7 protein-coding genes are annotated in these 12,197 nt (G+C 60.8%); all 7 read right to left on the bottom strand.

Going from position 1 to position 12,197, the window contains the following annotated elements:
* Positions 1-20 precede the first annotated feature (20 nt).
* A complete protein-coding gene (trpS, locus tag FGF54_RS00125) occupies positions 21-1,085 on the bottom strand; it encodes a tryptophan--tRNA ligase (protein ID WP_003520067.1) in 1,065 nt (354 codons plus the stop codon).
* A 103-nt stretch (positions 1,086-1,188) separates the two neighbouring features.
* Complete coding sequence (locus FGF54_RS00120) at positions 1,189-1,593, bottom strand: VOC family protein (protein ID WP_142778604.1); 405 nt, start codon at positions 1,591-1,593, stop codon at positions 1,189-1,191.
* A complete protein-coding gene (murJ, locus tag FGF54_RS00115; protein ID WP_142778603.1) occupies positions 1,593-3,182 on the bottom strand; it encodes a murein biosynthesis integral membrane protein MurJ in 1,590 nt (529 codons plus the stop codon). The genes FGF54_RS00120 and murJ overlap by 1 nt, the downstream gene beginning before the upstream one ends.
* A gap of 4 nt (positions 3,183-3,186) precedes the next feature.
* Positions 3,187-6,015, bottom strand: a complete 2,829-nt coding sequence (locus FGF54_RS00110; protein ID WP_142778602.1) for a [protein-PII] uridylyltransferase — start codon at positions 6,013-6,015, stop codon at positions 3,187-3,189.
* A gap of 96 nt (positions 6,016-6,111) precedes the next feature.
* Positions 6,112-8,826 (bottom strand): DNA mismatch repair protein MutS, encoded by a 2,715-nt coding sequence (gene mutS / locus FGF54_RS00105; RefSeq protein ID WP_168207951.1) that lies wholly within the window; start codon positions 8,824-8,826, stop codon positions 6,112-6,114.
* A gap of 127 nt (positions 8,827-8,953) precedes the next feature.
* Positions 8,954-9,835 carry a GNAT family N-acetyltransferase gene (locus FGF54_RS00100; RefSeq protein WP_003520073.1) on the bottom strand — a complete coding sequence of 294 codons (882 nt, stop codon included), beginning with the start codon at positions 9,833-9,835 and terminating at the stop codon, positions 8,954-8,956.
* Positions 9,836-9,929: 94 nt separating this feature from the next.
* Entirely contained in the window at positions 9,930-12,176 is a 2,247-nt protein-coding gene (locus FGF54_RS00095) for a hybrid sensor histidine kinase/response regulator (RefSeq protein WP_142778601.1), read from the bottom strand.
* Between the last annotated feature and the right edge of the window lie 21 nt (positions 12,177-12,197).

Genomic DNA, 12,197 nt, shown 5'->3' with positions numbered 1-12,197 from the left:
ATTCGCGCAGCAGCGACCTGTCAGCGCAGGAAGCCGATGATGTCGCGCACCTCGTTCATCGTCTTTTCGGCAATGGTGCGTGCCCGCTCGCCGCCCTGTTTGAGGATGGCGTCGATATGGGTCGGATCATCGAGAAGGCGGCGCATCTCGTTGTTGACGGGGGCCAGAACATTGACCGCAAGCTCGACGAGGGCCGGCTTGAAGGCCGAGAACTGCTGTCCGCCGAATTCGGAAAGAACATCCGCCTTGGTCCTGTCGGACAGCGCGGCATAGATGCCGACGAGGTTTTCGGCCTCGGGGCGGCCCTTAAGACCTTCCACTTCGCTCGGCAGCGCGTCCGGATCCGTCTTCGCCTTCTTGATCTTCTTCGAGATCGCGTCGACATCATCCATCAGGTTGATGCGCGACAGATCGGAAGGGTCGGACTTCGACATTTTCTTGGTGCCGTCCTTCAACGACATCACGCGCGGCGCCGGACCGCCGATCAGCGGCTCCACCATCGGGAAATAGGCGTGCACCGGCTCATCGCCGACTGTGATATCGAGGCCGAGACCGGCCTTGCGGATATGATCGCCGAAATCGATGTTGAATTTCTGGGCGATGTCGCGGGCAAGTTCCAGATGCTGCTTCTGGTCGTCACCGACGGGAACGTGGGTGGCGCGATAGACGAGAATGTCGGCAGCCATCAGGCTCGGATAGGCGAGCAGGCCGAGCGACACCTGCTCGGCATTCTTGCCGGACTTGTCCTTGAACTGCGTCATGCGTTCCATCCAGCCGATGCGCGCCACGCAGTTGAACACCCATGCGAGTTCCGCATGCTGCGGCACGGCCGACTGGTTGAAGACGATATGTTTCACGGGATCGATGCCCGCGGCAATGAAGGCGGCCGCAATCGAGCGGGTCTGCGCCTTCAGGTCCGTATGAACGAGCTGGGCGGTGATGGCATGCATGTCGACGACGCAATAGATGCAGTCGTTATCTTCCTGCAAAGCCACGAATTTGCGGATGGCGCCGAGATAATTACCGAGATGCAGATTGCCGGTCGGCTGGACGCCCGAGAAAACCAGCGGCTTGAATGCGTTCATTGTCGTCCTCGAAAAGGCTTGTGGAGGGCCCCGCCCCATGGTTGGAATTGCACGCGCGCTTATGCACCCGCAGCCCCCAGCAATCAAGCGGTTTCAGGGCATGTCAGCCGCGCGGTTCCAGAAGATCCCAGCGATTTCCATAAGGATCGGCAAAGACCACAACGGAGCCGTAAGCCTCGTGGCGCGGTTCTTCCAGAAAGCGCACACCACGGGCCAACATCGTCTCATAATCGCGTTGGAAATTATCGGTGTGCAGGAAAAATCCGACACGCCCGCCCGTCTGGTTGCCGATGGCAAGCCTCTGCGCTTCACCATCCGCCTCGGCAAGCAGCAGGCCGCCGCCCTCGGTGCCTTGCGGCTTGACCACCAGCCATCTTTTGCCGTCGCCAAGTGGCTGATCGGACAGGCATTCGAACCCGAGAATGTCGCAATAAAACGCCTTCGCCCGATCGTAATCGTCCACGACAAGCGTGACGAGCGCGATGCGGCGGTTTTCGGCAAAGGACATCAGCCCGCCTCCGTTTCGACGTTCTTTTTGCCGCGCTTGCGGATGGCTCGTTTGACCATGCCGATATCGGCCCCACCCGAAACAAAGGCCAGCACGAAATAGACCAGCATGGCCGCGAAAACGAGAGCCATGATGGTGCCCGCCCTAACGAAAATGGACGAGGCGGAAGACAGTTCGAAAGTCAGCCAGGTCAGCGCATAGTGCACGAAACCTGCCATCAAGGCCGCAGCCAGCAGCAAACGCGGAATGCGGGTGAGCAGCGGAATATCCACCTGCCAGTGACCGCGCCACAAAAGCATGCCGAACAACAGGGCAGCATTGACCCAGCCGGCGGTGATTTCGGCAATGGCGATGCCCGGGCCCCCAAGACGCGGGAACAGTGTCAGTGCCAGGGAGACGTTCACTACGACGGAAATCGCTGCGAAGATCATTGGCGTGCGGGTATCCTCGCGGGCGAAAAAGCCGGGAATGAAGGCCTTTATCAGCACGAAAGCGGGCAGGCCTAGACCGTAAATGCCAAGGATTTGCGCGACGGTGACGGTGGCCGAAGGCGAGAAGTTGCCGCGCTCGTAAAGAAAGCGCACGATGGGCTCCGCCATGACGAGAAGTGCTGCGGCAGCGGGCAATGTCAGGAACAGTACGAATTCGACCGAGCGGTTCTGCAGGCTTCCCGCCTCCACCATATGCCCGCCGCGCAAAGCCCGCGCCAATTCCGGCAGAAGCACGGTGGCCACCGCGATGCCGACCACGCCGAGCGGCAGCTGGTAAATCCGGTCCGCATAGGCAAGCGACGAGATCACGCCTTCGCCGGCAGAGGCGATATTGGTGTTGATCAGCAGATTGATCTGGGTGATGCCGCCGGTAATCGCTGCCGGCAGGGCAAGAACCAGAAGGCGCTGCACATTCTTCGTCAGCCGGGGCCTGCGGAAACCGATGCGCATGCCGGCATTGCGCACGGCGATCCAGACAATGGCAAGCTGCACCACGCCCGCCGCCATCACGCCCCAGGAGAGCGCATAGCCTACCTGAAGCGGATCGTAGTTCTTCCACCATGCCAAAGCGAGCACGCCGATGAGGATGATGTTGAGAAAAACAGGAGCAATTGCGGCTGCGAAATAACGATGCAGCGAGTTCAACATGCCGCCCATCATTGCCGCCAGAGACATGCAGGCGAGATAGGGGAACATGATGGTGGCGAGATGGACGGTGTTGTCGAATTTCACCGGGTCTTCCAGAAAGCCCGGCGCGATCACCGTGCGCACGATGAACGGCATCGACAGTTCCATCAGGATCGTCAGGGCCAGAAGCACGGTGAACAGGACGCCGAAGACTTCCTCGGAAAAGCGCCTCGCGCCTTCCATGCCGTTCGCCTCGATTTCCTTGGCGAATAGCGGCACGAAGGCCGAGTTGAAAGCGCCTTCGGCAAACAGCCGCCGGAAGGTATTGGGGAAACGGAAAGCAGCATTGAAGGCATCCGCCACCGGGCCGGTGCCGACGGCGGCGGCCATCAGGGTTTCGCGCAGGAAGCCGAAGATGCGGCTGCCGAGCGTGGCTGTGCCGACTGTGGCGAACTTGCCGATCAGGCTCATAATCTCAAGCCTTTGCCGTTCGCGCGGCCGGCAGGGCCGCCACGTCTGGATGGGCGATGATGCCGTTCGGCATACGGTCTCGCAATTCGTCTTCCTGCTCGCTCATCACCGCCTTCAGGCGCGTGGCGATGCTGGCCTGCCGGTTGTCATTCGTCACCTTCTGGCCGAAGAGGTCCGTCACATAGAATGTATCGATGACCTTTTCGCCGAAGGTGGTGATGCGGGCGGAGTGAATATCGAGCGACAGATCCGCGATAACGGCCGTCATATCCGCCAGAAGCCCCGGCCGGTCGAGGCATTCCACTTCGATAACGGTGAACTTGTTCGAAAGCCCGTTTGAGATGATGACCGAGGGCGGAATGGTGAAGGCGCTCTTCTTCTTGCGGCTCTTGGTGCGCGTGGCGATCATTTCCGGCAGGCGCTGCTTGCCGGACAGAACCTCCTCGATGAGCTTGCCGACATTGTTGCCGCGCCGCGTCTCGTCCTCATCGATCGGAAATTCGCGGTTGATGAGGATCGTATCCAGCGCCCGCCCGTCGGACGTCGTGAATATCTGCGCATCGGCGATATTGGCGCCGGCCGCTGCACAGGCGCCGGTGATGATGGACAGCAGGCGCGGATGGTCCGGCGCCAACACGGTGATTTCGGTGATGGCATGGAAGGAATGGGTGCGCACCATGGTCGACAGCGCTTTTTCCTGCTTGTCGGCCTCACGGATGAAGCGGGTGTGGCGCACCTGGTCTTCGAGCGCCACCGTCAGCAGATAGGGCTCGTAGTGCAGCTTGGTATATTTGCGCCGCGCCTTCTGGCCCCAGTCCTCGAGGGCGTCGTAGAGCGCCTGCCGGGCGATCTGCGCGCGCTCCTTGCGGGAGACCTCCGAGAAGCCGCCCGAGAGCAGCAGTTCCGTTTCGTAATAAAGCGAACGCAGCAGCTGCCCCTTCCAGCCGTTCCAGACACCCGGACCAACGGCGCGGATATCGCAGACCGTCAGGATGAGCAGCATCTTCAACCGCTCCATGGACTGCACCTTGTCGGCGAAATCGGTGATGGTCTTGCGGTCATGCAAATCGCGCGTCTGGGCGACCATGGACATCAGCAGATGCTGCTCGATCAGCCAGACCACCGTTTCGGTCTGTTTGCCGGTGAGGCGAAAACGCTGGCAGAGCTTGCGGGCCACGCGCGCGCCGGCAATCGAGTGGTCTTCCTGCCGGCCCTTCGCCACATCGTGCAACAGCACGGCGACATAAAGCGCCTCACGTTCCTCGACGCTCGGCATCAGCTGGTTGGCGAGCGGGTGGGCATCGACGGCCGTTCCCTTGTCCACTTCCGACAGAACGCCGACGGAGCGGATCAGATGCTCATCCACCGTATAGTGGTGATACATGTTGAACTGCATCATCGCGACGATCTTGCCGAATTCGGGGATGAACTTGCCGAGCACGCCGGCCTCGTTCATGCGGCGCAGCGTCAGCGCCGGATCGCGCCGCGACGTCAGGATCGACAGGAAAAGCCGGTTTGCCTCTTCGTTTTCCCGCAGATCGTCATTGATGAGCGACAGCGAACGCGTGACGACACGCAGCGCATCGGGATGCAGTTCCAGATTGTTGATATCGGCAATGTGGAACAGCCGGATCAGATTGACCGGGTCGTTCTTGAAGACATCCGGCTTGGCGAGCGCGATGCGGCCGCGATCCTCGACGAATTCCACCGAGCCGGGAATCTTGCGTACACGATGGGCGAAGCGGCTGAGGACGCCGGAAAGACCCGGCACGTCCTTCGCCTGCCGATCTTCAAGTGCCGCGCAGACGATGCGGGTCAGATCGCCAACATCCTTCGCCACGAGGAAATAATGCTTCATGAAACGCTCGACGGCGGAAAGGCCGGGGCGCGGCTGATAACCGAGCGCATCGGCGATTTCGCGCTGAATGTCGAAGGAAAGACGCTCTTCGGCCTTGTTGGTGATGAAATGCATCTGGCAACGCACGGCCCAGAGAAAATCATCGGCCTTTTCGAACAGCCTGAGTTCGCGCCGCGACAGGACGCCGAGCTTCACCAGATCGGCCGTATCGCGGACGTGATAATAATATTTGGCGATCCAGAACAGCGTGTGCAGGTCGCGCAACCCGCCCTTGCCTTCCTTGACGTTCGGCTCCACCAGATAGCGCGTATCGCCCGCCTTGCGGTGGCGCTGGTCGCGCTCGGCGAGCTTTGCGGCGATGAATTCCGGGCCGGTGCCGGTGACAACTTCCGACTCGAAGCGTTTTTCGAGATCGTCGGTCAGGGATTTCTTGCCGCAGATCGCCCGCACTTCCAAAATAGCGGTGCGGATCGTCATATCGGATTTGGAGAGGCGGATGCATTCATCTACCGTGCGGGTGGCGTGGCCGACCTTGAAGCCGAGATCCCAGAGGAGATAGAGCACGAACTCCACGGCCTTGTGCATGTCAGGTGTGTTCTTGGTGGGAAGCAGGAACAGGAGGTCGATATCCGATCCCGGCGCCAGCGTGCCGCGTCCATAACCGCCAACCGCGGCGACCGCTATCTGCGGCGCATCTTTCGGATAGACGTATTGGCAGGCGAGATCATAGAGCGTTTCGATCAGCCGATCCTGGAGCCAGGAGATGCGCCGGGCGCAGTCAATGCCGCTGCCATCGGCTTTCAGCAGTTCTCTGGCCTTTTCCCGGCCTTCCGTGCTGGCCTTTCGAAAGATCGGCAGCAGATCGGAGCGAATATCGGCAATGCGTTTGCCGTCTTCCTTGAAGATGATGTCGCATTCGCGCTTCAGCGCCGATACATCGAGAATGTCGGAAAAATCCAGGTCCTTGATGGCCATCTATGCCGGTATCCATGTCCTGTGGGAAATCCCACCACTTGCGATGGGAGTGTCCTATAGCGAGTTTTAAAGGCGATGGACAGGCAATCTATCCCTTCAAGCCTTGCCAAGTTCTTTCTTCAACGCATAGAGCGCGTCCAATGCCTCACGCGGCGTCATTTCGTCGGGGTTGAAGCCTTTCAGAGCTTCCTCCAGCTTCGATGGTCCGGCCTTGCGGGTTTCCTCGCGGCGAACCGCGATCTGGAACAGCGGCAGATCGTCGATGAGCTGGCTTGCCGGGTTCTTGCGGTCGGCATCTTCGAGCTTCGTCAGCACCTCGCGGGCGCGTTCCACCACCGATGCCGGCAAGCCCGCAAGCCGCGCCACCTGAATGCCATAGGAACGATCCGCAGCGCCCGGTCCGACCTCGTGCAGGAAGATGACGTCACCTTCCCACTCCTTCACCCGCATCGTGGCATTGGAAAGGCGGCCGAGTTTTTCCGACAGCACGGTCAATTCGTGGAAATGGGTGGCGAAGAGACCACGGCAGCGATTGACCTCGTGCAGATGCTCCACCGCCGCCCAGGCGATGGAAAGACCGTCAAAGGTCGCCGTGCCACGGCCAATCTCGTCCAGAATGACCAGCGAGCGATCCGTCGCCTGATTGAGAATGGCGGCGGTTTCCACCATTTCCACCATGAAGGTCGAGCGGCCGCGCGCCAGATCGTCGGAGGCACCAACGCGGGAAAACAGCCGGTCGACGACGCCGATATGGGCGGCCTCCGCCGGAACGAAGGAGCCGATCTGCGCGAGGATGGCGATCAGCGCATTCTGACGCAGGAAGGTCGATTTACCGCCCATATTCGGGCCGGTGAGCAGCCATATCGCGCCGTTCTTGCCGTCGTTGACGGCCGACAGATCGCAATTATTGGCGATGAAGGGCCCGGCAGACTGCCGCCGCAACGCCTGCTCCACCACCGGATGCCGCCCGCCCTTGATCGCAAAGGTCATGGAAGCATCAACGATCGGTCGGCAATAGGCCTGTTCGGTGGCGAGATAAGCAAGGCTCGAGGCAACATCGATCACCGCCAGCGCCAGCGCGCCGGCCTTGATCGCTTCCGCCTGCTGCACCACGGCCTTGACCATGCGTTCGAAGGCTTCCAGTTCCATGGTTAAAGCCTGCGCAGCGGCATTGGCGATGCGGCTTTCGAGATCGGCAAGCTCAGTGGTGGTGAAGCGCATGGCGCCTGCCATGGTCTGGCGGTGGATAAAGCGCGCCTTGGCCTCGTCCGTCGCCATCATCACATCAGCATTGCCGGCCGTCACCTCGATGAAATAACCCAGAACGTTATTGTGCTTGATCTTGAGCGACTTGATGCCGGTCTCATCGGCATATTTCAGTTGCAGACCCGCAATCACCCGACGCGACTGGTCGCGAAGCGCCCGCACCTCATCGAGTTCGGGATTGGCGCCTTCACGCAGGAAACCGCCATCACGTTTCAGAAGCGGCAGATCGTCGGCAAGCATCGAGCCGAGCATGGCTTCCAGACCACCGGGCAAGGCTTTCAAATCCTTCAGAGCCGTTGCCAGCTCATCCGGTAACAAGCCGTCATCGAGAATGGCCGCTATTTTTTCGGCGGAAACCAGCCCCAGCCGGATGGCGCCGAGATCGCGTGGCCCACCGCGCTCCAACGCCAGACGCGAAAGCGCACGCGGCATATCAGCAACCTGTTTCAGCGCATCACGCAGGCCGTCGCACAGCGAAACGTCATCGATGAGATAAGCGACGGCATCGAGGCGGGCATTGATCCTTTCCGGGTCGGTCAAGGGCGACATCAGCCGCTCGGCCAGAAGCCGCGCGCCACCGCCTGTTACCGTGCGGTTCAGGGCATGCAGCAGCGATCCATCTCTCTCGCCGGACAGCGTCTTCACAAGCTCCAGATTGGCGCGGGTGGCGGGATCGATGAAAAGCGTGGAGGCGGCACTTTCGCGCTCCGGTGCGCCGAGCGGCGGGCGCTCGGCGATCTGGGTCTTTTCGACATAGGCGACGGCAGCGGCGGCGGCGGCCATTTCCACCCGCGAAAAGGTGCCGAAACCATCCAGTGTCGAAACGTTGAAGTAACGGGCGATGCGCCCTTCCGCCGTGGCGCTGTCGAAGAGGATCGCCGGCTGCGGCACTGCCACGCGGCCAAGCACATCGAAGACCGGCCGCAGTTCCTCGTCATGGAACAGGCTATCGGCGACGATCAGCTCGCGCGGATCGATACGCCAGATATCGGCGAGAAGCCGTGTCAGCGTTGTCTCCGCCAGACGGAAAACGCCGGTGGAAATATCGATCCAGGCGAGCGCAAATTGCGCCTCGGCACTGCCGCGAATGCGGGCGAGCGCCATCAGATAGTTGGATTCCGTCGGCGACAGCAGTTTTTCTTCGGTCAGCGTGCCGGGCGTGACAAGCCGCACCACATCACGCTTGACCACGGATTTCGATCCGCGCTTCTTGGCTTCCGCCGGATCTTCCACCTGCTCGCAGACAGCGACGCGATAACCGCGCAGGATGAGTTTCTGCAGATAATCATCCGCCGCATGGACGGGGACGCCGCACATGGGAATATCATGACCCATATGCTGGCCGCGTTTCGTCAGCGTGATGCCGAGAGCACGGGAAGCCTCAACAGCATCGTCGAAGAACAATTCGTAAAAATCGCCCATGCGGTAGAACAGCAGCGAACCGGGATTGTTCGCCTTGATCTCGATATATTGCTCCATCATCGGAGTGGCCGTCGCGCGGCTCTCTTCCGAGATCAGGGAAGCGGTTGTCAGAACGTCCGTCAATGGCCTGCCGATGTCATATCGTGTTGCGGAAAAGGAGCGCCGACACTAGCGGCAATCTCCACCTTAAGACAACACGCGCGGGGACGCTGCCCACAGGAACATCCCGCCCGGCTGCGCCAAAACCCAGTCAGCCGTTGATGCGCTCGGCCTCGCCGCCATAATAGCTGATGTAACGGCCGGCGATGGACGAAACCGGCAGGACCACGAGAACATCCGTCGTGTTGAAGGCATGGTCCACAACCGCGCCGGAGCCGAACATGGCGCCGAGGCGCATATAGCCCTTGATCAGCGGCGGCATGGCGTTCAGCGCCTTGCGGGCGTTGAGCGCTTCGGCGGGCACGAGATCCATCTCATGGTAAAGCTCGGGAAGGGCGGAGGCTTCCCACTCGCCCTTGGCCACGCAATTATGATGCAGGAAAGACAGGGCAAGCGCGTGGGCTTCCGGCTGCACGCCGGGGAAGGAGGCGCAGCCGATCATGGCATCCATGCGGTGTTTCACGGCATAGGCCCAGTTGCCCTGCCACAGAAGCTCGACGGTGCGCTTGGTGCGATATTCGGGCAGCACGCAGGAACGGCCAAGCTCCATGAAGCGCTTGCCCGGATGGCGCGCAACGAGACCGGCGATGTCGAATTCGCTGGCGGAATAAAAACCGTTATTGGCAAGCGCGATTTCCTGCCGCAGCAGGCGATAGGTGCCGACGATCTGGTCTTCGCTGTCGCCTTCGATCGCCTTGTCGAGCACGAGGAGATGGTCGCAGACGCTGTCCCAGGCATCGATGTCGCGCTTGCGGCGCATGGCTTCTGCGGGAAGCCGCGCCTTCATTTCCTCGACGAAAACCCGGTAACGCACGGATTGCGCGGCATCGATCTCGCGTTCATTTCTGGCGAGCCGTGTTTCCAGCGTGCCGATACGGCCGAAAAGACCCTCATTGTCCTGAGCTGCCTCGGGACGAGGATTAATGACAACATTGTTTTCACAAATGTCGTGATTGAGGATTTCGGCAACCATGGGGAATCGCTCCGCCACCAAAGAATTTTCCTGTCATAAATCACTAATTGACGACAGAATAGTGACAAAATGCCGCCAGCGCGAGTCTGTCAAGTTATGATAGCGACAGGCGTTTCGCCTCCAGCAGACGGCGAATTTCCTCAACCAGCCGTCGCGGGTCGGCAGGCTTGGTCAAAACCGCACCGACACCGGCCCCAAGCAGGATTTCGGCAGTCGCGTCACTCGCATCTGCGCTGAGCACGATGACGGGAATATTTCTTTCGCCCTTCAGCATATGGAGAAGGTCGGGAAGCACATTGAGCCCCTCGCCGCCCGGCATGTTGAGATCGGAGACGATGAGGTCAGGCAAGCGGGATGCGCCCGGCTCCACAGATTGCCGCAACGCCTCAAAATCCTCGACAGCGCGGACGATATAGCCGCTTTTTTCCAGAACGGCGCGGATGATGCGCTGATTGACGGCATCGTCTTCGGCCACGAGTATCTCGATACCGCTCGCCCCTTCCGCCACCCGCGAGGAAAACCCCACATCCGGGTGGTTGTCGTTGATGGCGTCGCGCCTCTCAATGCCGCGCAGACGGCCGCACAGGACGTCGATCAGGGATTTTTCCCGCAGCGGCCGGATCAACCAGGCGTCGAAGGCCACATGCATGGTCGACGGCCGCTCTTCGGGGCTGACCAGCAGCGTGCGGCGGACATTCTGTTGCGGCCAATCCTTCAGGGCGTCCCTGAACAGCGGCGAAATGCGCCGGTCGACGATGATATCGGTAAGGTCGGCCGCCCGTGCGGCAGAACTCTTTCTCAGCTTTTCGAGATCTTCAGGCTGATGGATGAGAGTGCATTGACCGCCGAAAGCCTCGATCGCCTCCATCGTCACCGCCGCCGCCACGCCCTTCGGGGCGATGAGCAGGACATTTGTATGCCGCAGGCAATGACGCCTTGCCGGATCCGCCATTTCGGCAGGAGCGCCCGCCGGGCGAAACGCCAGTTTGAAAGTGCTGCCCTTGCCCTTGCGGCTGGAAACCGTGAGGCGGCCGCCGAATTCCCGCACGATACGGGCGGAAATCGCAAGTCCAAGGCCAGTGCCGGCACTTCGCTGCGACAACGGGCCCGCCTGCTCGAATTCCCCGAAAATACGGGCCTGTTCCGCCCGGCTCATGCCCGGGCCGGTATCCTCGACGGCAATGTGCAATTCGTCGTCGGCCATGCGCGCCCGGATGACGACGCCGCCTTCCTGCGTGAATTTCACGGCATTGCCGAGGAGATTGAAGAGGACCTGACGTAGCCTCGCCGGGTCGAAATCGAGATGATCGGGCACATTCGGCGCAACGAAGGAGGTTATTTCTATGCCTTTTTCATGGGCGCGATGGGCCAGCATCTCGACGATGCTCTCGATCAGCCGGCGCAGGTTTTCCGCGCGCGGGTTGAGCCTGAAGCGGCCGGCCTCCATGGTCGAATAATCCAGCAGATCCTCGACAAGCTGCACCAGCGACTGGCCGGATTGCCGCATGCCATCGAGATAATTTCGCTGCTCCTCGTTGAGCCTCGTCTGCGACAGAAGATGGTTCATGCCCAGCATACCGGAAAGCGGCAGGCGGATTTCATGACTTACCGTGGCAAGCAGCCGCGCCTTTTCGGCATCGGCCTTTTCGGCGCGCAGGCGGGCGTCTTCGCGCTCGCCGAGCGCAAGCCGCTCTTCGGTCACGTCTCTGGCGATGCTGCTGATGAGAAGACGGCTGCTTGCCAGATCGCGGGTCACGACATCATGCCAGGAAAAGATGCGCTGACCGAACGGGGTCGCGATCTCCACATCATAGGCATGGACCTTGTCGCCCGGACGGAAAGCGATGCCGATTTCCTCGCAGCTCAGCCCCTCGGGCGCCGCACAGCCGGTCATTTCGCGAAAGACCCGGTTCGCTTCGACAATGCGCCGGTTCATGTCGCGGATCACGACGATATCGCCCATGAATTCCTGCATCTCGGCAATCAGTGAGCGGTTTTGCGTTTGCCGCAGCCGAAGATCGGAATCCGCAGCCCGCACGGTGGGCTGATGGAAAGATTCATCAAAGAGCGCATAGAGCAGGACACCGACGAGCACGGCGCCAAAAAAGGTCGCCAGCGCAACTGTAACCGCATAAGGCACAGCAAGCGCGATCAGGGCTGCGGAAAAAGCCCCGACCGATAACGACACGGCGACATAGAGCGCAATCGACCTGGTATCGGTCGCATGTTCTTCATCCGCATGGCGCGTTGTTGCCTCGACACGATCCGCCGACTGCGCCGCCGTCGCGGCCAGGCCCAGCTCATCTGAAACTTTTTGCCGAAGTCTTGCCAGTTCACTCATGGGCAACCGCTACCACGGCAG

The sequence above is a fragment of the Agrobacterium sp. T29 genome (assembly GCF_006970545.1).
Taxonomy (GTDB): Bacteria; Pseudomonadota; Alphaproteobacteria; order Rhizobiales; family Rhizobiaceae; genus Agrobacterium; species Agrobacterium leguminum.
This window is presented reverse-complemented; position numbering and strand designations above follow the sequence as displayed.

Excerpts from the sequence above, each read along its gene's own strand:
- trpS (WP_003520067.1), bottom strand. The coding sequence starts at position 1,085 with ATGAACGCATTCAAGCCGCTGGTTTTCTCGGGCGTCCAGCCGACCGGC.
- FGF54_RS00120 (WP_142778604.1), bottom strand. The coding sequence starts at position 1,593 with ATGTCCTTTGCCGAAAACCGCCGCATCGCGCTCGTCACGCTTGTCGTG.
- murJ (WP_142778603.1), bottom strand. The coding sequence starts at position 3,182 with ATGAGCCTGATCGGCAAGTTCGCCACAGTCGGCACAGCCACGCTCGGC.
- FGF54_RS00110 (WP_142778602.1), bottom strand. The coding sequence starts at position 6,015 with ATGGCCATCAAGGACCTGGATTTTTCCGACATTCTCGATGTATCGGCG.
- FGF54_RS00100 (WP_003520073.1), bottom strand. The coding sequence starts at position 9,835 with ATGGTTGCCGAAATCCTCAATCACGACATTTGTGAAAACAATGTTGTC.
- FGF54_RS00095 (WP_142778601.1), bottom strand. The coding sequence starts at position 12,176 with ATGAGTGAACTGGCAAGACTTCGGCAAAAAGTTTCAGATGAGCTGGGC.